Source organism: Streptomyces sp. ST2-7A (assembly GCF_021390475.1).
GTDB lineage: Bacteria > Actinomycetota > Actinomycetes > Streptomycetales > Streptomycetaceae > Streptomyces.
Window position 1 is genome coordinate 309,528 of the sequence record NZ_JAJUWS010000001.1, and the last position, 23,566, is coordinate 333,093.

Below are 23,566 nucleotides of genomic sequence, written 5' to 3' on the forward strand. Positions count from 1 at the left end.
GGTCCTGGTCGTCCTCATCACCCCTGAGAGGGGTAGCAACGAGAAGTGCGGGGCGCGGTAGACGCGGGCGGGGACGTGTCCTCATCACCCCTGAGAGGGGTAGCAACTAGGTGACGGTCCAGATGTTGGGGAGGCCGGTGGTCGTCCTCATCACCCCTGAGAGGGGTAGCAACGCCACCCGGGCATCGCCAGCCACCACGGCGTTGTCGGGTCCTCATCACCCCTGAGAGGGGTAGCAACTGCCCGGCCGGTCCCGGCGCGGGCCCCGGTTCCGGCGGTCCTCATCACCGCTGAGAGGGGTGGCAACGCTGGTCGATCGCCTGCCGCCACGCGTTCCGCTCCGCCTCCGCGTGTCCCGCAGCGGTGTCGGTGGGGGGTGGGATGCTGTGCGCATGCTCTTGTCGGACCTGGTGCGGCTGCGCCGAACCCGCGACCTGATGGACCGCGACTACGCGGAGCCGCTCGATGTTCCGGCGCTGGCGCGGGTCGCCCACATGTCGCCCGGCCACTTCTCCCGGAGCTTCCGCGCCGCCTACGGCGAGACCCCGTACAACTACCTCATGACTCGCCGGATCGAGCGGGCCAAGGCCCTGCTGCGTCGCGGGGACCTCTCGGTGACGGAGGTCTGCATGGCGGTCGGGTGTACCTCGCTCGGTTCGTTCAGCTCGCGGTTCACCGAGCTGGTCGGCGAGAGCCCGAGCGCCTATCGGGCCCGCGACCACACCGAGGGCGCGGCCGTTCCGCCCTGCGTGGCCAAGGTCTTCACCCGACCGGTCAGGAATGGAGAAGCCCGGTGGATCCGTCCGGCCGTAGCCTGATCGGCATGGACATCAAACTTTCGCAGTGCTTCATCGCCGTCGACGACCACGACAAGGCGCTCACCTTCTACCGGGACACGCTCGGGCTGGAGGTGCGCAACGATGTCGGGTTCGAGGGGATGCGGTGGGTGACCCTCGGCTCGCCCTCGCAGCCCGACGTGGAGATCGTGCTGGAGCCGCCGCTCGCCGACCCGAACGCCTCGGAGGAGGACCGGCGGACCATGGCGGAGCTGCTGGCCAAGGGGATGCTGCGGGCGGTGATCTTCTCGACCGGGGATTGCGACGCCACCTTCGAGCGCGTCAGGGCCGCCGGTGGTGAGGTGATGCAGGAGCCGATGGACCAGCCGTACGGGGTCCGGGACTGCGCCTTCCGCGACCCGGCCGGCAACATGCTCCGCTTCACCCAGCGCAACAAGGACTGACCGGCCCCGGCCCGACGGCCGGCCCTCCCATCGGTGCCCGTTCCCGTCCACGACATCGCGGCGGGGAGCGGGCACCGCCACGTTCTAGAGCCCGGCCGGCGGGCCGCGGAGGGTGACGGGCACGGTCGGCCCCGACACCGTCACCCGCCCCCGGCCGTGCCCCGGGCACGGTGGGCGCGCACCTTGTGCCGGTTGCCGCAGTTCCCCATCGAGCACCAGCGGCGCCGGCCCGGCCGCGACAGGTCCGCGTACAGCAGCCGGCACCGTTCCCCCGCGCACTCCCGCAGTCGGTCCCCGCGCGGTCCGCCGAGCAGGTCCACGGCGTCCCGGGCGATCTCGGTCATCAAGCGGGTAACGTCCGCGCCCGGCGCGGCGACCCGCTCGTTCCCCGGTCCCAGGAGGGTGACCAACGGCGGGCCGGCGGCGGCCTCGTTGAGCACTACCCGGTCGCCGTCCGTCGGCGGACCGATGGGCGGATCGACGGCCCCGGCCCGCGCCGAGGCGAGCCGCCACAGGGCGTCCCGCAACCGCCGCAGGACGGCCGGGTCCTCCGGTCCGACGGTGATCTCCGGGCGGGGGTCGAGCCGGCACTCGGCGACCCACTGCCGCACGTCCTCCGGGCCGTGCAGGCTCTCGTACCGGCTGTAGGGCCCTGGCCCGCCGGTGGTCAGCAACTCCAGGCACAGGGCCCCGGCATCGAAGCGGTAGGGCGCGCCGCTCGCGGTGCGCATCGACATTCCCGTTGCGACCTCCATCATGTAACCACTATAAAGGGTTACATGGACATCACGTGGAAAGTCGTCTTCGACGCCGACGACGCCAACCGCCTCGCGGACTTCTGGGCCGGTGCGCTCGGATACGAGGTGGAGGACGTGTCGCCGCTCATCGAGAACCTGCTCACCGCCGGCCACATCAACGGTGACGAACTCGTGGAACACGACGGACGCCGCACCTGGCGCGACTACGCCGGTATCCGCCACCCCGAGGACCCCGTCGATCCCCGCACCGGGATCGGCCTGGGCCGCCGCCTGCTCTTCCAGCACGTCCCGGAACCCAAGACGGTCAAGAACCGCCTGCACATCGACGTCCAGGAGGCGCACGGCGACCCCGAACGCCTCGCGGCCCTGGTGAGCAGGCTGGAGGGGCTCGGCGCCCGGGCGCTGCGAGACGTCGATCAGGGGCCCGCCGGCCGCTGGGTGATCATGGCCGACCCCGAGGGCAACGAGTTCTGCGCCACCTGAGCCCGGGGGGTGACCGAAAAACACCCTCTTCATCGGTGTTTGTTCCCCTTCCCGCCGGTCACCCGACCCGGTGTCGGCGGGGCGTACCCGGTGCGGCACACGGTCGCGCCCGTCCCGCCCGGATCGCGAGGACCGCCATGACCACCGTGGTCAAAGAAATGCTCGACACCTACCCCGCCGACCTCGGCGACGTGGACCGGGAGGCCCTGGCCCACTGCATCGAGGAATGCGTGGCCTGCGCCCAGGCGTGCACCGCCTGCGCGGACGCCTGCCTCTCGGAGGAGAACCTCACCGAACTGTCCAAGTGCATCCGCACCAACATGGACTGCGCCGACGTGTGCACCGCCACGGCCTCCGTGCTCTCCCGACACACCGGCTACGACGCCCACCTCACCCGGGCCGTCGTCCAAGCCTGCCTGACCGCCTGCCGCACCTGCGCCGACGAGTGCGAACGCCACGCGGAGACGCACGAGCACTGCCGGCACTGCGCCGAGGCCTGCCGCCGCTGCGAGGACGCCTGCGAGACCCTGCTCCTCCACCTCGGCTGACACCGGTCGCCCGAATCCCGACCAGGGACGGCACCCCTCGTCGGACGAGAACACGCCCCTCACCGAGGGCGAGTTGATCAGCCCAGGGCGGGACCGCTCCCGATGGAGCGGCCCCGGGGCTCACCCAACTGCTCATCCCGTCGCCGGTGGTGCGTGACCGCCCGGGATTCATCCCGACGGGTGGAGGTGATGCGGCGGGAAATCGCTCAGTTCCTACACAGCTGTTCGGTGGAGCACCGGCGGACCGGTCCCAAGCGGTCTACCGGGGCGTTTTCCGTGCACTGAAACGGTAGACCTGACTCGCCTGACTCATCCACCTGTCCAGCTTGTCCAAGTCGCGCGAGTTCTCGTCGGCTGTCCACGCTTCGCCCATGCCCGGGAGCCCACCCGAGCCCAACGCCCCACACGCCCCGTACATGCGCGTACGTGACGCGCTCTCCGTAGGAATCAATGCGGGAAGCCCGCCCGCCGCTGTAGCGCAGTGCGCGGACGGACGTCCCTGGTGTCACTCTGCGGGCAGTGCCCAGGAAGGGCCGTTCTCAGCGCCGTACCAGACGCGCTGACCGTTCGGGGTGACAGTGACTCCGAAGTCCTCACGCGACACGCCGTCGGCGTCTTGGAACGTGATGGCGAGCTGTTCCAACTCGTCCCACAGTCGGCGAGGTCCGATCTGACGAACCTTCCCGGTCATGGTGGCTGTGGCTGTGGACCCGTCGCCGGTCCATAGTCCGAGCGCGCTCGGCGTGCCGTCGTCGTCCACCCATGTACACGATGTGTAGTCCGGCATGGCGAGCGACATGGGGAAGCTCAGCCGTTCCAGTACGTCAGCGACGTTGACCGTAGTCGGGCGGGCTTCCTGCGTCTCCAGTTCAGCGAAGCGCGGTGCCATGCTCTCTACTCGACGTGGCATGAAGTGCGCTGGTAGCGGCATGAAGTGGCCGTGTGCCTCCGTGGTGCCCGTCACAGTGAGTCGGGCGACGCCGAAGCCGAGCGGCACCACCATGACCGCGCCGTCCGCCGACTGTTCGAGGAACGCGCGGGGGATGAATCGGAGTCTCGCTGTGGCAATCAGACGGTCGTACGGCGCCTTGCCCGGGTAACCGGCTGCCCCGTCCCCGGCTGCCAGAGTCGGGGAGTATCCGAGACGGGCGAGTCGGTCACGCGCAGCTCCGACAAGTTCATCGTCCACATCGACACTGACCACATTTTCGTCACCGAGACGCGCGCAGAGAAGCGCCGCGTTGTAGCCGGTGCCGGTGCCGAGTTCGAAGACGGAGTTCCCGGGCTGCACGTTCAAGGCGTCGAGCATGGCGAGCATAAGCGACGGTTCACTCGATGACGAGTTCGGGATTCCCTTGTCATCGGTCTGCGTGGTGAGTGCGGTATCCGCGTAGACGCCATCGAGGTATTCGGGATCACCGTTCTTGACCTCTTTCCATCCGTCGCCGGTCATGGTGTAGAAGGACGGTACGAAGTGATGGCGGGGCACTTGGGCGAACGTCGCTGCCCATGCGCTGGAATCCGCACCGGTCAGACGTGCGGCGAACTCCCGGATGCGGGTGCTCTCTGAATCAGTCACGGTCATTTTCCTTGTAGGTATTCTGCGTGTGCCGCGGCGATAGGAAGCCCCGTACGGTTCTCCACCCATGACCACGTTCCGGCCGGGTTGTTCTCGAAGAACACCCATTCATCATCCGGCGTAACGGCGAAGTCGAACGAACCGAAGACGATTCCGTACGAGTCGAGGAACTGCCGAACGGACGTAGCCACCGGTTCCGGCACGGTTGTTGTGCCGTACTCGATGGCTTCGTAATCGGTACGCCAGTCGGTTACGGCTTTCCCCGAGAGCCCCCGGAGGGTTCCGGCGAACAGCTTCTCGGAGACAGCAACCAAGCGCACTTCGTATTTCTTGGGAATGCGCTCTTGGAAGTAGTGCGCGGTTAGCCGAATGGAGTCGTCGAACTCGGCAGGGTCTACCGCATGCGTGGCAACCATGAGTTGCCGTTCGTCGCCCATGTCCAACCGTCCGCCGAGCACGGGCTTACAGATCAGCGGCCCCTCTATTTCCTCAGCGAACGCACGGGCCGTTTCGGGGTTGTTCGTGATGATGCTTCGCGGTACGCGTAGACCAGCCTTGACGGCGGCAACCAGCTGTTGCGGCTTATGAGCAGCCAATCGGTCGAAGTGAGGATTGTTGATCCAGCGCACCGGCAGTGCGGAAAGCAGGTTCAACAGCGCGCAATCCGCCTGGTTCTGTGCCCACTGCTTGTAGGACTCCGGCACGGTGTCAGCGATGACGGGCCGCCCGGGCCGCCTGTAGTAGACGGCCCGGACGTCCGACAGCCGCACCGACCTATGCCCATCAGTCAGTGCCCCATCCCAATCTCCCGACGTGCCCAGTTGCCCGGTGAGCGTGACCGACTGTGGAAAGTCGGCCGCGTCGAACCGCACCACCGGGACCCCGCGTTGATTGAGCTGGTCAACGACCATGTCCGCCGCCGCGTCGAGCTGCTCCGCGACAACAAGCACGGGTCGGGCGGCGGCGGTCACGAAGCGGGAGCGAAGTAGGGATCGGACACGTCGTCACCCTGACCATCAAGGTTGGTGTCAGTGGTCGATGCGGCGTGGTCGGCCGTGTGCCACGGCGTACCGTCCGCCTGGCGGTTGAGCTGGTCGTTCGCGTCCCACACCACGCCGGCAACGGACGTGGTGACCAGGCACGGCGGTGCCGCAGAGCGCGCGGCGAACGGGATGGTTGGTGTGTTCACTTGACCTCCAGAGAAGGTGTGCTGACACAATCCTGCGCTATGCAGGAGTTCCCGGAGTCGGATTCGAACCGACAGCTCAGCGCCTTTTAAGGGCGCTCGCTCTTCCGTTGGCGTATCCGGGAATGCCCCACCCGTGCCCGCCACTCCTCAACCGGTGCACGGGTGGGGCTGATGACGCACTCACCGCGCATTGCACGGGGGTACCCGGCACCCCGGCGAAGGGGCGGACCGGGGCGGGAGCCGGACCCGTCAGTCCGGGCGGGGCACGACTGCCCCTCTCGCAAGGCTGGTCCGGTCGGGTGCGTCACCGGTTGGCACCCGCGCCCCTGCCGGGGGGTTGGCTGGGGAGCCTGTGAACTGGTCTTCCCCGGCAGGGGGCGGGGGCTCGTTGAGTTGACCGGCCGATAAATCCGACCATTCCGCTTCCGCGTCGGGACTTCTTACGATGTTTTCGCACCAGTAACCGTCTACGTTGGTCATTGCCAGGCTCCGGGTTCCAAGCGGACCGGAGCGCTTGACCACATGCGGTAGGTGAAGTGCTCGGGCTCGTCCTTCCGGTGCTGCGCAACCCACAAAGTGGCCTCTTGCTGCGCCTTGCGCGATGCCTTGTCCTGGGCTTCGGCGGACTGTTCCTTGTCAGCTTCGGCAAGTGGGCCGTTGTGCCCGCACACCACGCACTCAATGCGGTACGCCGGGGCTTCGGCGTCCGGCTCGGTGTCCGGGACCGCTGCGAAGCGTCGGAAGCCGTATGTCTCACGGGTCACCGGCCCTCCAACTTCTTGAAGTGCGCCGTGATCACGTCGCCCAACGCCTCGGTTTGTTTGCGGAGTTCGTCAAGGGTCGGTCGTGCCGGTGTCGGCGACGCGTCCCCGGGCGACGGGCTCTCGGAGGGCGGGGGGTCCTCGGAACGTGGGGGGTTATCGGTCATCACCGGTCCGTGCCCCCCTCGGGGACTACGGCACCAAGCTGCACAACCGTTGGGGGGACGCTGCCAAGCTCGACCAGCCGCATGAGTTCGCGCGCTGCCGTGCGCTCTGCGCCCCGGTCACCTCGTATGCCCGGCTCCCTGGTGCCGGCTGTCGCCGGTCCACCAGGGCTCGGGAAGCGTGGGGGTTCGTGCCGGTTGACGGGTACGCTCTCGCCGGGCATCGCCGCTCCTCTCCGTAGTGCTTCCACTACCAAGGAGCCACAGAGTGACTTGGAGTCGGGCAGTCTTCAACGTAACAACGGCGGAGGACACATTGGTAAACCGTAAGGAGTTGAACCCCGAGGCAGGCCCGGAAGCGGAGTACGGCGCACGTTTGCGCAGCGCGCGGGAGTCTCGGGGATGGCTACAAGATGATCTGGGCGCGCGAATCGGGTACTCCGGACGGCACGTCTCGGGGGTGGAAACTGGACGTAAACCGCCAACCCGTCGGTTCTCGGCGGCCGTTGACGTTGCGTTGGGGATCGAAGGAACGGCCGACTCTTTCGAGCGCGAGTGGGGAAAGATCGAACACGGCGTTCTGTTGCAGGGGTTCCCGGAGTACGTCGCGCATGAGGGACGAGCGGTTGAGATTCGGCTGTTTGAGGTCGGGATCATGCCCGGACTGTTGCAAACGCCGGAGTACGCGCGGGCTCAGGAAGACGGTCACGTGGAGCGCGGCTCCATCACGCCTGAACAAGCCGCTGAGCGCGTTTCGTTCTTGGCGGAGCGCCAAGCGGCGTTGGTGCGGCCCAGACCACCAATGGTGTTCGTCGTCATGGATGAGAGCTGCCTCCGTCACACCGTTGGAGGCCCGGACATCATGAGCGCGCAGCTACAGCACCTCGTCGAAGTTGCCGCCCGTCCGAACTGGATTCTCCAGGTCGCGCCGTCCGACCTTGGCGCCCGGCGGGCGTTCAACCTCCCGGTCAACCTACTCACCCTTGCCGACCGGTCTGTGATCTGTTACGCCGAGTCGCAGACGCAAGGGCACCTTGACAGGGAGAGCGCAACAGTCATGCCCATACTGACGGCCTACCATCAACTACAGGGCGAGGCGCTGTCCCAGGCGGCGTCTGTGGCCACGATCAACCAGTTACGAAAGGGCACCCCGTGACGACCGAATCCCCCCGCTGGTTCAAGTCCTCTTACAGCGGCAACGGCGGCAACTGCATCGAGGCCGCCGCCAACCTCGTTCCCTCGGGCGGAGTGGTACCCGTCCGTGACTCCAAGAACCCGGCTGGTCCGGTGCTGAACGTCCCCGCCGCTGCGTTCTCCATGTTCGTGGCGGGCGTCAAGGCCGGAGAGGTGGGCAACGTCTGACCGCCGAGCCGACCGCGAACCCGGATGAGAGGCTGCCCCATCGTGCACCGCGCATGGTGGGGCTTCTCCTTGTCCGCAGTACGCCCCGCGACGCTGCCGAACCGGGCAGTGCGGCGGGACTTGGTGCGGCTACGACAGTTGGCCGACCCCGAGGGCAACGAGTTCTGCGCCACCTGACCCCCGGGCGACAGACACACCTGATTCCCTCCCCTTCGAGTGGTTTGTCCTCCTTCCCGCCGGTCACCCGACCCGGTGTCGGCGGGGCGTACCCGGTGCGGCACACGGTCGCGCCCGTCCCGCCCGGATCGCGAGGACCGCCATGACCACCGTGGTCAAAGAAATGCTCGACACCTACCCCGCCGACCTCGGCGACGTGGACCGGGAGGCCCTGGCCCACTGCATCGAGGAATGCGTGGCCTGCGCCCAGGCGTGCACCGCCTGCGCGGACGCCTGCCTGTCCGAGGAGAACCTCACCGAACTGTCCAAGTGCATCCGCACCAACATGGACTGCGCCGACGTGTGCACCGCCACGGCCTCCGTGCTCTCCCGACACACCGGCTACGACGCCCACCTCACCCGGGCCGTCGTCCAAGCCTGCCTGACCGCCTGCCGCACCTGCGCCGACGAGTGCGAACGCCACGCGGAGACGCACGAGCACTGCCGGCACTGCGCCGAGGCCTGCCGCCGCTGCGAGGACGCCTGCGAGACCCTGCTCCTCCACCTCGGCTGACACCGGTCGCCCGAATCCCGACCAGGGACGGCACCCCTCGTCGGACGAGAACACGCCCCTCACCGAGGGCGAGTTGATCAGCCCAGGGCGGGACCGCTCCCGATGGAGCGGCCCCGGGGGCGATCACACCTTGATGACCTCGATGCGGGGTCCGCAGAGCAGGCGGATGTCCTCCACGTCGGAAGTGAGGACGGTAACGGGGCCGACTGCCATCCGTGCGACGGCCGCGAGAGCCCCGTCGATCGCGTACTTGTGACCGTGAAGGTACTGTTCACGCAGCAACACAGCGGCCTCCTTCGCCACCTTCCCGGTGACATCGAGGACATCGACCCGGGAAAGCACCCATCGAATCCGGGCAGGGTGGACGCGCGCATAGTCCGCCTCCAGGGTGGTCATCGCGGTGGTGGCGACGCGAATCCCCTCCTTTTCCGCCGCCTGGACGAAGGCCACGACGGTGCGGTCCTTGAGGTAGAGCTTGGAGAGACCCTCGCTATCGAGGATCAACGTTCCGGGCATCAGGCAGCGGCCTGCCCCGGAGCGTTCCGATCGTGGCGAAGCAGGGCACGGGCCGCCTCCACCTCTTCCCGGGTCAAGGGATCGTTGTCCGTTTCGAAGTCGGCCACGATCTCGCGAAGCCGCTCCATGGCCACCCGTTGCTCCAGTGCCTCGGCCACGTACGCGGAAAAACCACCCGCTCCCACGTGGGAACGCACGGTTTCGGCGAGCTCCTCGGGAAGACTGATCGAGTACTTCTTGCTACCGCTCATACCACTCATGCTACCCATGGTGGTAAAAGTGGAACGCTCGTGGCGAAGGAAGTGTGCGAGTCGAGATCCGTCCCGGCTGTGTCTTCCACCGTCCCGGGGACCGGGGTGGAGCGGGGTCCGCGGAGTCGAAAGGGCGGTCCGTTCGCGACCTCACAGGCTCGCGAGAAGGTCGTCGAGCGGGGCGGGCGTCCGGTCCGGGACGAGGGCCTCGACCAGAAGTCGGCCGTAGCGGATCTTGCGGCCCTTCCTGGTACCGAGAAAGCGCCGCGCCTGCTGATGCGGGGAGCGTTCGTGCTGGGCGGGTTGCCGCCGGAAGGTCTGCCAGGAACGGAAGTCGCCCTCGGTGCGGAAGATCTCCTCGACTCCCGGTATGCCGAGCGCGCGGATGAGTTCGTCCTCCAGATCCGCCCCGCACACGTGGATGTCCCGCAGGGGCGCCCCCGCCCGGCTGAGGCCGCGTTCGTAGAAGCCCTGCTCGGCCTCGTCGCACAGCCCCACCAGGCGCAGACCGAGGCCGGGTGACCCGAGAAGAGCGGCGTAACCGCCGACGCTCATCGCCCCGCCCATCGGCACGACGCACACTCCCCCGGCCGCCAGGTCCCGGCCATGTCGCGTGGCCAGTGCCTCGACGGCGGCGAGATCGCTCATTCCCTCCACGAGCACCGCGACCCGCACCCCCGAACTTTCCGCCAGGTCGCGCGCCGCCCCATCGGGGCCGCCCGCCACGCGGACGGTGACCGCCTCCCGGAAAGCCCTCATGTCCGCCATGCGACGAGTCTTCACCTCCACCGCCGACGCGGCACGGGATTATTCGACGACCTCGGGCACCGCGACGGTTCCCGGACTCTCCGGCCCACCCGGCCGGGGCTCCACGGTGAATCGCTCTCCCTCTCCCGTCGCCTTGTCCCGGAGAGAGGCACGGTCGCGGTCATCGGCCGTCCACACCGTTGTGGACGCCGTCGGTCCGCGTCGGAGGCGGCCGGGAGAACACGGGGTCGCCACTCCCCCTCACAGCCACCGCCCCGGAGCGACCCGGTAGGGGCGGGTGACGATCTCGCGGTACGACAGGTGTTCGGGTTGTTCACCGAGGTGGGTGACGATCCACTCGCCGGCCGCGTCGGTGGTCTCCGTGATCGGGCCGCCCTCCCCGCACACCGCGCAGTGCACGGTGAAGGTGATCACCTCGGCGTCCGGTTCGGTGTCCGGCTCGATGGTGTACTCCCGGAAGCGGTGGACGGAACGGCTCACCGCACCCCCAACTCACGGAAGTGGGTCTCGATCGCCTCGGCCAACACGGCATGCTGCCTGCGGAGTTCAGCGAGAGACAACGGATCGGCGAGGCGAAGCTCCTCCGCCACCCGCGTCGGACCGAGCGGAGGCGCGGAAGCGTCCGGCCCATCGCCCCGTTCGGGCGAAGCGCCGTTCTCCTCGCGCGCCGACACGTCATCGGGCGACGCGGGTGGGGGTTCGGGGAGCCCCGGGAGCGGGTTGTGGGCACACACGAGAGTTCCTCTCCGTAGCGAAAGCACTACCAAGGGAGATCGGCGTGGCCTACCGTGGAGGCTTCCTCAACTTGCGTTTTCCGTTCGCAGAGATGGGATCCGCCATGGTGAACCGCAAGGAACTCGACCCGGACAGCTCCCCCGGCGCCGCTTTCGGGGAGCGTTTGCGCAGGCTGCGCGACGAGCGGGGGTGGACACAGGAGGAACTGGCCGAGCGGATCGGGTGCACCGGCACTCACATCTCGGCCGTGGAAACCGGTCGTCGCCCTCCAACCAAGCGTTTCGCCGCAAGTGCGGACAGGGCGTTCCGGACAGGGGACAGCCTGGAACGTCAGAGCATGGCCCTGCGTCAGACGGCCCTGCTGGAAGGGTTCCCGGAGTACGTCACCCACGAGGCGCGGGCCGTGGAGCTCAGACTTTACGAGGTGGGTGTCATTCCGGGGGTCCTCCAGACGCCCGAGTACGCCTCGGCGCTCACCGCCCGTGCGGTCGAGCGAGGGGCGATCACCCCCGATCAGGGCGACGAACGTCTTGCTCTGATCGGCAAGCGCCAGGCGGTCCTCCAACGCACCCCTCCACCCCTGCTTTTCGTCGTGTTGGACGAGAGCTGTCTCAGAAGACCCGTAGGAGGGTCCACCGTCATGGACGGCCAATTCGCGCGGCTGATCGACTTCGCGGCGCTACCGAACACCGTCCTCCAGGTCGCCCCGTTCGTCATGGGTGATCGCCGACCACTCAGCCTGCCGCTCTACATCCTGACCATGGAGAATCGTTCGCTTCTCTCCTATGCGGAATCCGCACAACGTGGCCGGCTCGAACGGGAAACGGCTTCGGTGGTGGCGCTGTTGACTGCCTACCATCAACTACAAGCCGAAGCTCTCTCGCAGGCGGCATCCGTGGACATGATCGAGCAGCTACGAAAGGGCATCTCGTGACGACCGAATCCCCGCGTTGGTTCACTTCCTCCCACAGCGAGAACGGCGGCGCCTGCGTCGAGGTCGCGGGCAACCTCGCCGGCTCCCTCGGCGTGGTCCCCATCCGTGACTCCAAGAACCCCCAAGGTCCGGCGCTCATACTGCCCACCGCCTCGTTCACCTCGTTCGTGACGGAGGTCAAAGCGGGCGACGTCTGACCACTGATCCGCCGCGACGGCAACGGCCCCGCCGCGCTTCCGGTCGGAGACGTGGCGGGACCCGATCGTGCCCCGGCCGGAAGCCCGCCGGCCCGGGACCCCGTCCGGGAAAACGGGTGGTGGCGTGACGAGGGAAGTCCTACCGTGCTCGTTCGTGGCCGACTCCTCCCCGCACCTCGACGCGATCGCGGACGCCTACGACACCGTCGCCGTCCGGTACGCCGAACTCACCCGTGGCGCACTCGACGCTCTTCCCTTGGATCGCGCGGTTCTCGCCGCGTTCGCCGAACTCGTGCGGACCGCCGGTGGCGGGCTCGTCGCCGACATGGGCTGCGGACCCGGCCGGCTGACCGCTCACCTGCGGGACCTCGGGCTGGAAGCCTTCGGTGTCGATCTGTCACCGGTGATGATCGATCTCGCCCGCGCGGCATACCCCGACCTGCGGTTCGAGGTGGGTTCCATGCACGCCCCGGGCCTCGCCGACGGCCGGTTGCGGGGCATCGTGTCCTGGTACTCGCTCATCCACCTCCCGCCCCCGGAGGTGTCCTCGTACCTCGCCGGGTTCCGGCGGGTGCTCGCGCCCGGCGGCCACCTCCTGCTCGCCTTCTTCGAGTCGGGAGGCGGGCCGGTCGCGGCCTTCGACCACAAGGTGACGACGGCCCACCGGTGGCCGATCGACGACCTGGCGGGCCTGGCCGGGGAAGCCGGGTTCGTGGAGGTCGGCCGGATGCTGCGGGAGCCGTGCGAGGGCGAACGGTTCCGCCGGGGCCGACTGCTGATGCGCACCGGTGGGCACCCCGGCTGACCGCCCGCCCGGGCGCCCTGCGACACACCACGCCCGAGGCCGATCCGACGGTCGGGATGTCACCGGTCCACCCCGCTGGTTCGCCGCATCCACGATCGAAGGGGCACCGAAGCGCCGCCTTCCGCACCCATGGCACGAGGTGGCACCGGGTGCTACCGTGGCCGATATGAGCGTTCAGCCCGAAATCACCCAGCGGGATCTACGGAACCGATCCCGCCAGATCATGGACGCCATACAGGGCGGCCAGTCGTTCACCGTCACCCGTGACGGACACCCCATCGGTCAACTCGTCCCGCTACGGCGACGTCGTCGATTCGTCTCTCGTCAGGAGTTCGCCGCGATGTCCCGAACCGCACCGGACCTCGACCCCGACACGTTCCGTTCCGATCAGGACGCCATGGCCGACACCCACTTGAACGACCCCTATGACCGCTGAGCGCCCCGGGTACCGGCAGGGGCTCCTGGACACCAACATCATGATCCTGCGTCGATGGGTGGATCCCGGGGAGCTACCGGATGACATGGCGATCACCGCCGTCACCCTCGCCGAGTTGTCCGCCGGCCCACACCAGATTCGTCGCAACGACGAACAGGGCGACTACGAGGAGCACGCCGAGCGTGCCCGCAGACTCGACATCCTGCAGCGCGCCGAGCACGAGTTCGACCCCATCCCCTTCGACGCCGAAGCAGCCCGCGTCTACGGCCGCGTCTGCGCCGCGGTGATCGGAGCAGGCCGACAGCCACGCCGCCGGGTAGCCGATCTGATGATCGCCGCCATCGCCGTGGCGGAGGATCTTCCTCTCTTCACCACTAACCCCGATGACTTCAAAGGACTGGACGACCTTCTCACCGTCGTACCGGTCACCCGCCCGAAGGTGCCGCACGAGGGATGAGCCGGGCAATGGCGCGCGCCGCCCACCACCGCCGGCGGGATTCCGCTCCACGACGCTCGCTTCGAGAGGGCGGGTGTCGCGGGTTTCCGCGCCCGCCGTGCCCGGCCCGCATCGAATACGGTCGGACTCCTGTCCGGTGAGCGGGATCTCGTGACGAAGGGGAGACCGGCCGGGGTCCGGGGTCCTATCCTGATGCCCTGTGAGAGGTTGCTCGCGTTGCCGCTACGCACGCCCCGCGCACACCGGGCGCGGCCCGGGTTGTCGGTCGGCCGGTCGGATCCGGTCCACCGACCCGGCGGGGCGCCGCTGCCTGCGCCAACGCATCGTCGATCGCCGCATCACCCGCCCCTGGAGGAACGGGAGTTCGCGATGACCCCGGCGAGTGGTCGGGCAGGGGCGACGGGAGACCGCCGGGCGCCCGGTCCGTTTCCGCTCGCCGACGGTGGGGCGTGAACCACCCGGCCGGTGGTCCCGGTTCGGCGGATGACGCCGCCGGGGGAGCCGATGTCCCGGAACGGCTCGGGCGCGACGAGGTGGAACCGCGTCCCGCCCCCGGCGCGGCGGGGTTCGGCGCGGGCCCGGCGGACGATGGACCGTTCCCGGTGCTTCCACGCCCTCCCCGGGGGCCCGATGTCCCCCATCCGTTCACGCCCGCCGTCGGGTCCGGGGGTGTCGTGTGGCCGGAAGGTCCTGAAGATCCGGAAGCCGAGGGAGCGGAAGGAGCCGACGGGGCCGTCCACCCCGAGGACGGGTACGACTGGGACGACGGCTTCACCCCGGAACCACCGGCCGACGGAGTGGTGTGCTGCAACTGCGAGCGCCGCACCACGGCACCCACCCCGGTTCGCTACGTGCAGACCGTGAGCGGTCCGGGCTTCGTTCTCCACGCCTGCCCACAGTGCGTGTTGACCGTGCCGCACGGCCCGCTCCCCGACGACGTGCTGTGAGGCACCGCGCCGGAAGGCGACCCGGGGTCCCGACGGCCGGAAGCGCGCCGGGGCCCGGAGGGGCGCCGACCGGCCCGCCGTACGAAAGCCGTGCGCCGGCCGGGCCGGCGGGGAGGCCCCGCGTCCGGCCGGCCGGTTCTCCGGTGGGGCGCGTCAGCCCTCCGAGAACTCGTGCTCGAAGTCGTCCTCCGCGAACATCCCGCCCCCGAGCAGGCCGGGAAGGGAGAAGCCCTCCAGGGCGCCCGGCTCGTTCAGCTCCACGATCTCGGCGTTCTCCGGCGGCGTGAAGTCGAAGCTGCCACCGGCCGGCTTCTCGTAGCTGATCCGGGAGAAGGCGATGTCCAGCAGCGGCCGGTCGGTGCCCTCGAGGGTGAATGCCAGCGGCACACCGGTCTCGGCGTCGACGGCGATCCGCACCGACTCCACCGTCCCCATCGGGGTGTCCCCGGCGGCGGCGCGCGCCTCCTCGCCGGTCGGGACGATCAGCAGCTCGTACGCCTCCCGACCGGCCACCCGGACGGTGCCGTCCACCGTGATCTCGGCGTGCTCGCCGGCCTCCTCCAGCAGCCGCTGGGCCGCCTCCTGCGGGGTCAGGCCGCCCAGTTCCTCCTGCGGACCGGACCGCTCCCGGTGCTCGTACTCCTCCAGCGTCTCGTTCCACTCCTCGCGGGGCAGGGCGGCGTGGTAGGCGGTGTTCGACGAACCGTCGTACATCCACACCTCACCCTCCACGTGGAAGACGCTCAGTTCCTCGTCACCCTCGGCGATGACCAGGCGCTGCCGCTCGGGGCCGTCCACCGCGATCCGCAGGGTGTTGTTGCCGGTGGCGAGGCCCGCCAGGTGACCGGCCGGGCCACCCAGGGAGCGGGCCAGCTCGCTGACACCCGGCACGTCGAAACCGCTGCGCACCCGGATCGTGCCCGAGAGCTGCTCGGTCTCGGACTCGAGGATGCGCACCATCAGCTCGTCGACGCCGACCGTCGGCAGCTCCGGCCCACGCTCCCCCGCGAGCGCGGGGTACACACCCGCGCCGATCGCGGAGATCCCGACGACAACCGCCAGCGGAATCCCCACCCGACGCAGACCCGTCTTCGCTGCCATATTTCCCCAACTCCCTCTCTCGGCGACCTCGTCCCCCGGTCGTCCTCCGAATAACCCCATTCCATCCCGGGAGAGGGGTCGCGGGCATCGGTCCCGGGTCTCGTCCGGTGTCCTCCGACGGGATGACCCCGAGCCCCGGGGCTCGTACCCGCCCCTAGGGGCCGTACCCCGGCGCCTCCGGGGTCGGGCCCCCGGGCGGGGTGTCGGCGGTGGCGTCGGGACCGGCGGTGGTGCGAGGTGGGGGATCGGGCGCCCCGGCGTCAGGAGGTGCGGTCGACCACGGCGTCGCAGAGGGAGGCGAGGGCGCCCCGCGCCGGGACGTCCGGGAGGTTCGCCAGGCTCTCGCGGGCCAGCTCCGCCTGCCGGCGGGTGTCCTCGCGGGCCCGGACGAGCGCCGGGTGGGCGCGCAGGCCGGTCAGGGCCTCCGCGAGCCGGCCGTCGTCGGTGAGGTCGCCCTCGACCAGTTCGAGCAGTCGGCGGTCCTCCGCCGAGCCGCCGGCCAGGGCGCTCTCGCGCAGCCGCAGCACCGGCAGCGTGGGGATGCCCTCCCGCAGGTCGGTGCCGGGGGTCTTGCCGGACTCGCGGGCCTCCCCGGCGATGTCCAGGACGTCGTCGGCGAGTTGGAAGGCGACACCGACCCGCTCCCCGAACTCGGTGAGGTCGGCGACGATCCGGGGGTCGGCCCCGGACATCAGGGCGCCGAAGCGACCGGAGACGGCGATCAGCGAGCCGGTCTTGCCCGCGATGACCCGCAGGTGGTGGTCGATCGGATCCTCGCCGGGCCGGGGGCCGGCGGTCTCCTGGATCTGCCCGGTGACCAGGCGCTCGAATGCCTCGGCCTGTATCCGGACCGCTTCGGGGCCCAGTCCGGCCACGATCCCCGAGGCCCGGGAGAAGAGGAAGTCACCGGTGAGGACGGCCACCGAGTTGTCCCAGCGGGTGTTGGCGCTGGGCACGCCGCGCCGCACCTCGGCCTCGTCCATGACATCGTCGTGGTAGAGGGTCGCCAGGTGGGTCAGCTCCACCACCACGGCGGCGGGCACCACGCCCGGCGCGTTCGCGTTCGCGAATTGTGCGGAGAGTACCACCAGCAGCGGACGGAAGCGCTTGCCGCCGGCCCGCACGAGGTGCTGGGCGGCCTTGGTGATGAACGGGACATCGCTCTCGGTGGCCTCGATCAACCCCTCCTCGACCGCTGCCAGGCCGGCCTGGACATCGGCTTCAAGGGCCTTGTCCCGCACGCTCGCCCCGAAGGGCCCCACGACGGTCACGAGCCACTCTCCTGTCTGCGCTGCGAATGTCCCCGGCAGCGTAGCCGGTCGGAAGACGATCACCACCGGCGCGTACCCCTGTCGCCCTTCTTCGACGGGCGCCCCTCCGGGACTACTGTGCCCTGCATGTCTGAAGCGAGCACGACCGAGCCGACCGCGGACGATCTCTTCGGTCCGGACAACCTTCCCTACGGCGTGTACACCACGCCGGATGCGCCCGAAAAAGCACGAATCGGCGTTCGCCTCGGCGATCGGGTCCTGGACGCGGGCGCCGTCGCCGACCTCCCGAACCTGCTGGAGGCCCCGGACGCCGGACTGCTGGCCGCCTCCTCCCTCGACCCGCTGCTCGCCGCCGGACGCCCCGCGTGGCGCCGGGTGCGGGCCGCGTTGCGCGCGGCGGTGACCGATCCCGCCCACCGGGCCCGGATCGAGGAGGACGGTCTGCTGATCCCGCTGGAGGAGGTGACCATGCACCTTCCCTTCACCGTCGCCGACTATGTGGACTTCTACTCCAGCGAACACCACGCCACCAATGTCGGCCGGCTCTTCCGCCCCGACGGCGACCCGCTCACCCCCAACTGGAAGCACCTGCCGATCGGCTACCACGGCCGCGCCGGCACCGTCGTGGTCTCCGGCACCCCGGTGGTCCGCCCGACCGGCCAGCGACGCCCGCCGGGCGCGGAGGAGCCGCTCTTCGGGCCGAGCGCCCGCCTGGACATCGAGGCGGAGGTCGGCTTCGTGGTCGGCGCGCCCTCCCGACTGGGCGAGCCGGTGCCGATGGGCGGGTTCCGGGACCACGTCTTCGGCCTGTGCCTGCTCAACGACTGGTCGGCCCGGGACGTTCAGGCATGGGAGTACGTGCCGCTGGGTCCCTTCCTCGGCAAGTCCTTCGCCACCTCCGTCTCGGCGTGGATCACCCCGCTGGAGGCACTGGAGGAGGCCCGCACGGCCCCGCCGGCGCGCACGCACCCCCTGCTCCCCTATCTCGACGACACCGCCCCGGCGGACGCGGACGGCCCGGGTGACGGGTACGACCTGCGGATCACCGTGCGGCTGAACGGCGAGGTCGTCGCCGAGCCGCCGTTCTCCGCCATGTACTGGACCGCCGCCCAGCAGCTGGCCCACCTGACCGTGAACGGCGCCTCGCTGCGCACCGGCGACCTGTACGCCTCGGGGACCGTCTCCGGCCCGGAGCCGCACCAGCTCGGCTGCCTGCTGGAGCTGACCCGCAACGGCCGTGAGCCGATCGCGGGCGGCTTCGGGAAGCGGACCTTCCTGGAGGACGGCGACGAGGTGACACTGACGGCCTGGGCGCCGGGCCCCGACGGCACCCGGATCGGACTGGGCGAGGTGGTGGGCCGGATCGATCCGGCCCGTTGACGCCATCCCCCGGGCCGGGGCGTGCCCCGGCCCGGGGATCCGCCCCGGAGGGTCGGGTCGGGGGTCCCGCGCGAATCGATGGAATCCACACGGTTGTGTGCGAAGTCGGTAACCGGGGGTACCGGGGCAGCGGGGAGCCGCTAGCGTGGGCGCGTCCGGCGACGCCGGACAGCTTTCCGCGACACCCGCGACATCCCGTGACATCGACGAGAGGACTCCCATGCACAGGTCGGTACGGCTCGCGGCACCCGCCGCGGCGGCGGTGGCCGCACTCCTGCTGAGCGCCTGTGGCGGCGACGGCGGGAACGGTGACGCCGCCGCGGAGACCGGCTCCGGCGAGGAGACCGCGCAGCCGGACGCCGAGGAGGCCACGGACGCCGCGGACGCCGGGGAGACGGACGAACCGGCCGGGGACGACGCGGTTGGGGGCTCCGAGGGAGAGGTGCCCACGGAGTACCAGGCGATCTGGACGGCCTCCGACGGCAGCGAGGACACCCTCTACATCGTGGACGGCGAAGCCATGCTCGACGGTGACGGCGGCGCGCTGTTCTGCACCGGCACCGCGCGTGCCGCGGGCGACGGGGTGGCGCTTGCGCTGCTGTGCATGAACCCGGACACCCGGGTGCCGGAGGACGAGCGCGGGGGCCTCGCCACGCTGAACGGCGACGCCCTGGACGTGCGGTGGGAGGACGGCGACACCGTGGGGTACGCCAAGACCCTGGACCTCTCCGGCACGGCCCTGGACCCGGGCATGTTCGAGAACCCGGAGCTCGACCTCGGCGACCTGGATCTCGGTGACCTCGGCGCGGAGTTCGACTTCGGGTCCGGGAACTGATCACCCCCTCTCGTGGGTTCCCGTGGGTTCCCGTGAACGTTCCGGCCGGCTCCGGTGAGGACCGGCGGGAGACCTCGAACGACCCCTGGCCGGTTCGGCCGGGGGTCGTTACCGTTCGGTTGCGTTGGCAAAGGGGCGGCGAACGGACACGAGACCCGAGGAGACCCGGATGGCCGGCACACGACGCGGTACCCGTTCCACCGAAGCCGGGAGGAGCGCCTGGAGTGGAGGGATCGGCGGGGGCGCCCGGGCCCTACCCGTGCTCGTCCTGCTGATGGCCCTGTCCGTCGCCTGCGGCGGGGCCGGGGACGACGGGGCCGGGGATTCGGCCGGGGGCGGCTCCCCGGACGGAACCGGGGCCCCGACGGCCGGGGACGGCGACGGCACGGAAGGCACCGAGGGGGGTGCCGATGACGAGGAGACCGGGCAGGCCCCGGCGCTTCCCGGTCCGGCGCTCGCCGACGGCCTGTGGATCGCCCCCGGGGAGGACGGCCGCACCCTGACCGTCACCGAGGGCGGCGTCACCGTCACCTACTCCGCCGGTGACCCGCCCCTCAGTTGCTGGGGTCGGCCCCGCAGCCCGGACGAGGGCCCGGGAGACGCCGCCGGGGCCGTGGCGGTGGACTTCTCCTGCCTGGGCGCGGACGGCTCCGGCGAGGGTGATCCCGTGCCGCACGACCGCACCGCCCTGCTCCGGCCCGACGGCGGGGAACTGGCGCTGGAATGGGAGGACGGCGGCACCGAGACCTTCGTCGCCGACCTCTCCTGACCCCGGCCCCGAACCCGGAACGGCCCCCGGGGGCCGCCCGTGAGGGGCGGCCCCCGGGGGCCGTGACGGTGGGTGGGAACGGGGACCGACTCAGCGGAAGGCGAAGACCGCCGCCTGCTGCGCCAGGTCCAGGAAGTACTGCGGCGCGATGCCCAGCACCAGGGTGACCACGGCCGCCAGTCCGACCACCGAGCCGGTCATCGGGCTCGGGATGACCACCGAGGGGCCGTCCTCCCGCGGGTCGCTGAAGAACATCAGCACGATCACCCGGATGTAGAAGAACGCAGCCACCGCCGAGGCCAGGACACCGACGATGACCAGCCCCATCGCCCCCGACTCGGCCGCCGCCCGGAAGACCGCGAACTTGCCGGTGAACCCGGAGGTCAGCGGGATGCCCGCGAAGGCCAGCAGGAAGAACGCGAACGTCCCGGCCAGCAGCGGCGAGCGCCGCCCAAGACCGGCCCACTTCGACAGGTGGGTGGCCTCCCCGCCCGCGTCCCGCACCAGCGTGACCACGGCGAAGGCGCCCAACGTCACGAAGGAGTAGGCCGCCAGGTAGAACAGCACCGAGGAGATGCCGTCCTCGCTGACCGCCAGCACGCCGGTGAGGATGAACCCGGCGTGGGCGATGGAGGAGTAGGCCAGCAGGCGCTTGACGTCGGTCTGCGTGATCGCGATGACCGCGCCGGCCACCATCGAGGCGATGGCCACACCCCACAGCACCGGCTCCCAGTCCCACCTCATGCCCGGCAGCACCACGTACAGCAGGCGGAGCAGGGCTCCGAAGGCGGCGACCTTGGTGGCGGCGGCCATGAAGCCGGTGACCGGGGTGGGGGCGCCCTGGTAGACGTCCGGGGTCCACATGTGGAACGGCACCGCGCCGACCTTGAAGAGCAGGCCCATCAGCAGCAGCGCGCCACCGATCAGCAGGTAGACGTCGTTGCCCATGGTGGAGGCGAGACCGGGGTCCACCGCCTCGGGCGCGCCGGCGACGACGTCGGCGATGCCCGCGTAGTTGAGGGTACCGGCGTAGCCGTACAGCAGGGCGATGCCGAACAGCAGGAACGCCGAGGCGAAGGCGCCCAGCAGGAAGTACTTCACCGCGGCCTCCTGCGACAGCAGTCGCCGGCGACGGGCCAGCGCGCAGAGCAGGTACAGCGGCAGCGAGAAGACCTCGAGCGCGATGAAGAGCAGCAGCAGGTCGTTGGCGGCGGGGAAGAGCAGCATGCCGCCGAGGGCGAAGAGCAGCAGCGGGAAGATCTCGGTGGTGGTGCGACCGGCCTTCACCGCCTCCCGCTCGGCCGGGCCGCCGGGGATGGCCGCGGCCTGCGCGGTGAAGGAGTCCACCGCCCGGCCGTGTTCGGCGGGTTCCAGGCGCCGTTCGGCGAACAGGAACAGCGAGACCAGACCGACCAGCAGCAGGACGCCCTGCAGGAACAGCGCGGGGCCGTCGACCGCGATCGACCCCATCCCGGCGATCTCCGCCCGGGTCGTGGCGTACCCGCTCGCCGCCAGGCCCACCACGGCCGCGAAGGCTCCGGCGATGCCGAGGACGGAGAGCAGCAACTGCGTGACGTACCGGCCGCGCTGCGGGGCGAACGCCTCGATCAGGATGCCGAGGACGGCCGCGCCCAGGAGGATCAGGGTCGGGGAGAGCGCCACCCACTCGATCTGCGGCGCCTCCAGCCGCTCCTGCGCCTGCGTCAGCAGGCCGGGCGCGGCGGCGTAGGGGTGGATCACCGGGATCACGGGCGGGCCTCCACTTCAGGGGCGGGGTCCTCCACCCCGACGTCCGACAGGGTGTGCTCGACCGCCGGATCGACGATGTCGGTCAGGGGCCCGGGGAAGACGCCCAGGAAGAGCACCAGCGCGATCAGCGGTCCGACCACGGCGAGTTCACGGGGCCGCAGGTCGGGCAGCCGCTCCAGTTCGGGGCGGGTGGGGCCGGTCATGGTGCGCTGGTAGAGGATCAGTACGTAGAGCGCGGCCAGCACGATGCCGGCGCAGGCGATGATCCCGGCGACCGGGTAGCGGCTGTAGGTGCCGACCAGGACGAGGAACTCGCTGACGAACGGGCCGGTGCCCGGCATGGAGAGCGTCGCCAGACCGCCCACCAGGAAGGTGCCGGCCAGGATCGGCGCGGTCTTCTGCACCCCGCCGTAGTCGGCGATGAGTCGGGAGCCGCGCCGGGAGATGAGGAAGCCGGCGACCAGCATCAGGGCGGCGGTGGCGATGCCGTGGTTGACCATGTAGAGGGTGGCGCCGCTCTGGCCCTGTCCGGTCATCGCGAAGATGCCGAGCACGATGAAGCCGAAGTGGCTTATCGAGGCGTAGGCGATCAGGCGCTTCATGTCCCGCTGGCCCAGGGCCAGCAGGGCGCCGTAGATGATCGACACCAGGGCCAGCGCCAGTACCACCGGGGTGGCCCAGACGCTCGCCTCGGGGAAGAGTCCCAGGCAGAAGCGGAGCATCGCGAAGGTGCCGACCTTGTCGACCACGGCGGTGATCAGGACGGCCACCGGGGCGGTGGACTCCCCCATCGCGTTGGGCAGCCAGGTGTGCAGCGGCCACAGCGGCGCCTTGATCGCGAAGGCGAGGAAGAAACCGAGGAACAGCAGCCGTTCGGTGTTCTGCGCGAAGGTCAGCTCACCGGTGGCGCGGGCCTCGGTGATCGCCTGGAGGGAGAAGGTGCCGCCGCCCTCCAGCTGGCCGGCGGTGGCGGCGTACAGGCCGACCACGGCGGCGAGCATGACCAGGCCACCGGCGAGGTTGTAGAGCAGGAACTTCACCGCGGCGTAGGTGCGCTGGGTGGCCTGTCGTTCCTCGCCGTGCTCGCCGGCACGGTCCCCGAAGCCCCCGATGAGGAAGTACATCGGGATGAGCATGGCCTCGAAGAAGATGTAGAAGAGGAAGATGTCGGTGGCGGCGAAGGACATCATGACCATCGCCTGCACCATGAGGATCAGGGCGAAGAAGCCCTGGGTGGGGCGCCACCGGCGGTCGGCGGGCGTCTCACCCTCCTTCGGGTCGGCGTCGTTCCAGCCGGCGCCGATCAGGAAGGGCACGATGACGGCGGTGAGCGCGATCATCGCGACGCCGATGCCGTCCACGCCCAGCTCGTAGCGGACCCCGAAGGCCGGGATCCAGGCGTGGGACTCGGTCAGCTGGTAGCGGTCGCCACCCGGCTGGAAGTTGATCAGGACCGCCGCCGCGAGGGCGAGGGTGCCCAGGGAGAACAGCAGCGCCAGCCACTTGGCCGCCTCCCGGCGGGCCGCGGGCATCGCCGCGGTGGCCACCGCGCCGATCGCGGGCAGCACGACGGTGGCCGTCAACAGGGGAAATGACATATC

At 70.1% G+C, this 23,566-nt stretch carries 30 protein-coding genes, 1 tRNA gene and 1 CRISPR repeat array (1 of these 32 running past the window's edge); of the genes, 16 read left to right on the plus strand and 15 right to left on the minus strand.

The features are described from left to right. Positions 1 to 307: direct repeats of the CRISPR family, unit length 30 nt; unit sequence GTCCTCATCACCCCTGAGAGGGGTAGCAAC; it begins 58 nt to the left of the window's first position. Positions 308 to 392: 85 nt separating this feature from the next. Both LZF96_RS01390 and LZF96_RS01395 read left to right on the plus strand, forming a co-directional pair. After that, positions 393 to 818 (plus strand): helix-turn-helix transcriptional regulator, encoded by a 426-nt coding sequence (locus LZF96_RS01390; protein WP_233864807.1) that lies wholly within the window; start codon positions 393 to 395, stop codon positions 816 to 818. Positions 819 to 823: 5 nt separating this feature from the next. Further along, positions 824 to 1,240: a VOC family protein gene (locus tag LZF96_RS01395; RefSeq protein ID WP_233864809.1), complete on the plus strand. Its 417-nt coding sequence runs from the start codon at positions 824 to 826 to the stop codon at positions 1,238 to 1,240. Between the two features lie 140 nt (positions 1,241 to 1,380). Here the strand turns inward: LZF96_RS01395 and LZF96_RS01400 are convergent, their stop codons facing one another. Next, positions 1,381 to 1,998: an ABATE domain-containing protein gene (locus tag LZF96_RS01400; protein WP_233864811.1), complete on the minus strand. Its 618-nt coding sequence runs from the start codon at positions 1,996 to 1,998 to the stop codon at positions 1,381 to 1,383. Between the two features lie 21 nt (positions 1,999 to 2,019). On the opposite strand from LZF96_RS01400, the gene LZF96_RS01405 reads away from it, so the two are divergent. Continuing rightward, positions 2,020 to 2,481: a VOC family protein gene (locus LZF96_RS01405; protein WP_233864813.1), complete on the plus strand. Its 462-nt coding sequence runs from the start codon at positions 2,020 to 2,022 to the stop codon at positions 2,479 to 2,481. 137 nt (positions 2,482 to 2,618) lie between these two features. Next, positions 2,619 to 3,029 (plus strand): four-helix bundle copper-binding protein, encoded by a 411-nt coding sequence (locus LZF96_RS01410; RefSeq protein ID WP_233864821.1) that lies wholly within the window; start codon positions 2,619 to 2,621, stop codon positions 3,027 to 3,029. A gap of 505 nt (positions 3,030 to 3,534) precedes the next feature. Here LZF96_RS01410 and LZF96_RS01415 read toward each other — a convergent pair. The 6 genes from LZF96_RS01415 to LZF96_RS01440 all read right to left on the minus strand — a co-directional run bounded on the left by LZF96_RS01415 (position 3,535) and on the right by LZF96_RS01440 (position 6,725). After that, entirely contained in the window at positions 3,535 to 4,608 is a 1,074-nt protein-coding gene (locus LZF96_RS01415; protein WP_233864822.1) for a methyltransferase domain-containing protein, read from the minus strand. 2 nt (positions 4,609 to 4,610) lie between these two features. Further along, entirely contained in the window at positions 4,611 to 5,579 is a 969-nt protein-coding gene (gene tgmB / locus LZF96_RS01420) for an ATP-grasp ribosomal peptide maturase (RefSeq protein WP_233864823.1), read from the minus strand. After that, complete coding sequence (locus LZF96_RS01425; RefSeq protein WP_233864824.1) at positions 5,576 to 5,797, minus strand: hypothetical protein; 222 nt, start codon at positions 5,795 to 5,797, stop codon at positions 5,576 to 5,578. Before LZF96_RS01425 ends, tgmB begins: the two co-directional genes overlap by 4 nt. Before the next feature lie 48 nt (positions 5,798 to 5,845). Beyond that, positions 5,846 to 5,919: transfer RNA gene (locus LZF96_RS01430), tRNA-Leu, on the minus strand. A 354-nt stretch (positions 5,920 to 6,273) separates the two neighbouring features. Beyond that, positions 6,274 to 6,561, minus strand: coding sequence for a hypothetical protein (locus LZF96_RS01435; RefSeq protein ID WP_233864825.1), 288 nt, complete (start codon positions 6,559 to 6,561; stop codon positions 6,274 to 6,276). Next, positions 6,558 to 6,725 carry a hypothetical protein gene (locus tag LZF96_RS01440; protein ID WP_233864827.1) on the minus strand — a complete coding sequence of 56 codons (168 nt, stop codon included), beginning with the start codon at positions 6,723 to 6,725 and terminating at the stop codon, positions 6,558 to 6,560. The genes LZF96_RS01435 and LZF96_RS01440 overlap by 4 nt, the downstream gene beginning before the upstream one ends. 313 nt (positions 6,726 to 7,038) lie before the next feature. Between LZF96_RS01440 and LZF96_RS01445 the strand changes: the two genes are divergently transcribed. From LZF96_RS01445 to LZF96_RS01455, 3 genes are all read left to right on the plus strand, one after another. Further along, entirely contained in the window at positions 7,039 to 7,878 is an 840-nt protein-coding gene (locus LZF96_RS01445; protein ID WP_233864829.1) for a helix-turn-helix transcriptional regulator, read from the plus strand. Continuing rightward, entirely contained in the window at positions 7,875 to 8,084 is a 210-nt protein-coding gene (locus LZF96_RS01450) for a DUF397 domain-containing protein (RefSeq protein WP_233864830.1), read from the plus strand. The genes LZF96_RS01445 and LZF96_RS01450 overlap by 4 nt, the downstream gene beginning before the upstream one ends. A gap of 319 nt (positions 8,085 to 8,403) precedes the next feature. After that, positions 8,404 to 8,814 carry a four-helix bundle copper-binding protein gene (locus tag LZF96_RS01455; protein ID WP_233864821.1) on the plus strand — a complete coding sequence of 137 codons (411 nt, stop codon included), beginning with the start codon at positions 8,404 to 8,406 and terminating at the stop codon, positions 8,812 to 8,814. A 123-nt stretch (positions 8,815 to 8,937) separates the two neighbouring features. Here LZF96_RS01455 and LZF96_RS01460 read toward each other — a convergent pair whose 3' ends face one another. From LZF96_RS01460 to LZF96_RS01475, 4 genes are all read right to left on the minus strand, one after another. Next, positions 8,938 to 9,330, minus strand: a complete 393-nt coding sequence (locus tag LZF96_RS01460; RefSeq protein ID WP_233864831.1) for a DNA-binding protein — start codon at positions 9,328 to 9,330, stop codon at positions 8,938 to 8,940. After that, on the minus strand, positions 9,330 to 9,581 hold the full coding sequence (locus LZF96_RS01465; protein WP_233864832.1) for a hypothetical protein: 252 nt from the start codon (positions 9,579 to 9,581) through the stop codon (positions 9,330 to 9,332). The genes LZF96_RS01460 and LZF96_RS01465 overlap by 1 nt, the downstream gene beginning before the upstream one ends. A gap of 150 nt (positions 9,582 to 9,731) precedes the next feature. Beyond that, the gene (locus tag LZF96_RS01470) at positions 9,732 to 10,349 is read right to left on the minus strand and encodes a TOPRIM nucleotidyl transferase/hydrolase domain-containing protein (protein WP_233864833.1); all 618 of its coding nucleotides are present in this window, start codon (positions 10,347 to 10,349) and stop codon (positions 9,732 to 9,734) included. A 240-nt stretch (positions 10,350 to 10,589) separates the two neighbouring features. After that, positions 10,590 to 10,829 (minus strand): hypothetical protein, encoded by a 240-nt coding sequence (locus LZF96_RS01475; RefSeq protein ID WP_233864834.1) that lies wholly within the window; start codon positions 10,827 to 10,829, stop codon positions 10,590 to 10,592. A gap of 358 nt (positions 10,830 to 11,187) precedes the next feature. Here LZF96_RS01475 and LZF96_RS01480 point away from each other — a divergent pair, with 358 nt between their 5' ends. The 6 genes from LZF96_RS01480 to LZF96_RS01505 all read left to right on the plus strand — a co-directional run bounded on the left by LZF96_RS01480 (position 11,188) and on the right by LZF96_RS01505 (position 14,860). Then, positions 11,188 to 12,018: a helix-turn-helix transcriptional regulator gene (locus LZF96_RS01480; RefSeq protein ID WP_233864965.1), complete on the plus strand. Its 831-nt coding sequence runs from the start codon at positions 11,188 to 11,190 to the stop codon at positions 12,016 to 12,018. After that, positions 12,015 to 12,215, plus strand: coding sequence for a DUF397 domain-containing protein (locus LZF96_RS01485; RefSeq protein WP_233864835.1), 201 nt, complete (start codon positions 12,015 to 12,017; stop codon positions 12,213 to 12,215). The genes LZF96_RS01480 and LZF96_RS01485 overlap by 4 nt, the downstream gene beginning before the upstream one ends. Positions 12,216 to 12,369: 154 nt before the next feature. Beyond that, positions 12,370 to 13,020 (plus strand): class I SAM-dependent methyltransferase, encoded by a 651-nt coding sequence (locus LZF96_RS01490; protein ID WP_233864836.1) that lies wholly within the window; start codon positions 12,370 to 12,372, stop codon positions 13,018 to 13,020. A gap of 166 nt (positions 13,021 to 13,186) precedes the next feature. After that, positions 13,187 to 13,456, plus strand: a complete 270-nt coding sequence (locus LZF96_RS01495) for a type II toxin-antitoxin system Phd/YefM family antitoxin (protein WP_233864837.1) — start codon at positions 13,187 to 13,189, stop codon at positions 13,454 to 13,456. Next, positions 13,446 to 13,913 (plus strand): type II toxin-antitoxin system VapC family toxin, encoded by a 468-nt coding sequence (locus LZF96_RS01500; protein WP_233864839.1) that lies wholly within the window; start codon positions 13,446 to 13,448, stop codon positions 13,911 to 13,913. Before LZF96_RS01495 ends, LZF96_RS01500 begins: the two co-directional genes overlap by 11 nt. Positions 13,914 to 14,587: 674 nt before the next feature. After that, positions 14,588 to 14,860, plus strand: coding sequence for a hypothetical protein (locus tag LZF96_RS01505; protein ID WP_233864841.1), 273 nt, complete (start codon positions 14,588 to 14,590; stop codon positions 14,858 to 14,860). A gap of 153 nt (positions 14,861 to 15,013) precedes the next feature. On the opposite strand, the gene LZF96_RS01510 is transcribed toward LZF96_RS01505, so the two are convergent. After that, on the minus strand, positions 15,014 to 15,961 hold the full coding sequence (locus LZF96_RS01510) for a hypothetical protein (protein ID WP_233864843.1): 948 nt from the start codon (positions 15,959 to 15,961) through the stop codon (positions 15,014 to 15,016). A 260-nt stretch (positions 15,962 to 16,221) separates the two neighbouring features. After that, positions 16,222 to 17,232 carry a polyprenyl synthetase family protein gene (locus tag LZF96_RS01515; RefSeq protein WP_233864844.1) on the minus strand — a complete coding sequence of 337 codons (1,011 nt, stop codon included), beginning with the start codon at positions 17,230 to 17,232 and terminating at the stop codon, positions 16,222 to 16,224. A 126-nt stretch (positions 17,233 to 17,358) separates the two neighbouring features. Here LZF96_RS01515 and fahA point away from each other — a divergent pair, with 126 nt between their 5' ends. The 3 genes from fahA to LZF96_RS01530 all read left to right on the plus strand — a co-directional run bounded on the left by fahA (position 17,359) and on the right by LZF96_RS01530 (position 20,216). Then, entirely contained in the window at positions 17,359 to 18,612 is a 1,254-nt protein-coding gene (gene fahA / locus LZF96_RS01520; protein ID WP_233864845.1) for a fumarylacetoacetase, read from the plus strand. A gap of 220 nt (positions 18,613 to 18,832) precedes the next feature. Beyond that, the gene (locus LZF96_RS01525; protein WP_233864846.1) at positions 18,833 to 19,447 is read left to right on the plus strand and encodes a hypothetical protein; all 615 of its coding nucleotides are present in this window, start codon (positions 18,833 to 18,835) and stop codon (positions 19,445 to 19,447) included. Positions 19,448 to 19,616: 169 nt separating this feature from the next. Further along, a complete protein-coding gene (locus tag LZF96_RS01530; RefSeq protein ID WP_233864847.1) occupies positions 19,617 to 20,216 on the plus strand; it encodes a hypothetical protein in 600 nt (199 codons plus the stop codon). A 90-nt stretch (positions 20,217 to 20,306) separates the two neighbouring features. Here the strand turns inward: LZF96_RS01530 and nuoN are convergent, their stop codons facing one another. After that, positions 20,307 to 21,956, minus strand: a complete 1,650-nt coding sequence (nuoN, locus tag LZF96_RS01535) for an NADH-quinone oxidoreductase subunit NuoN (protein WP_233864967.1) — start codon at positions 21,954 to 21,956, stop codon at positions 20,307 to 20,309. 5 nt (positions 21,957 to 21,961) lie between these two features. Next, complete coding sequence (locus LZF96_RS01540) at positions 21,962 to 23,563, minus strand: NADH-quinone oxidoreductase subunit M (RefSeq protein ID WP_233864848.1); 1,602 nt, start codon at positions 23,561 to 23,563, stop codon at positions 21,962 to 21,964. Between the last annotated feature and the right edge of the window lie 3 nt (positions 23,564 to 23,566).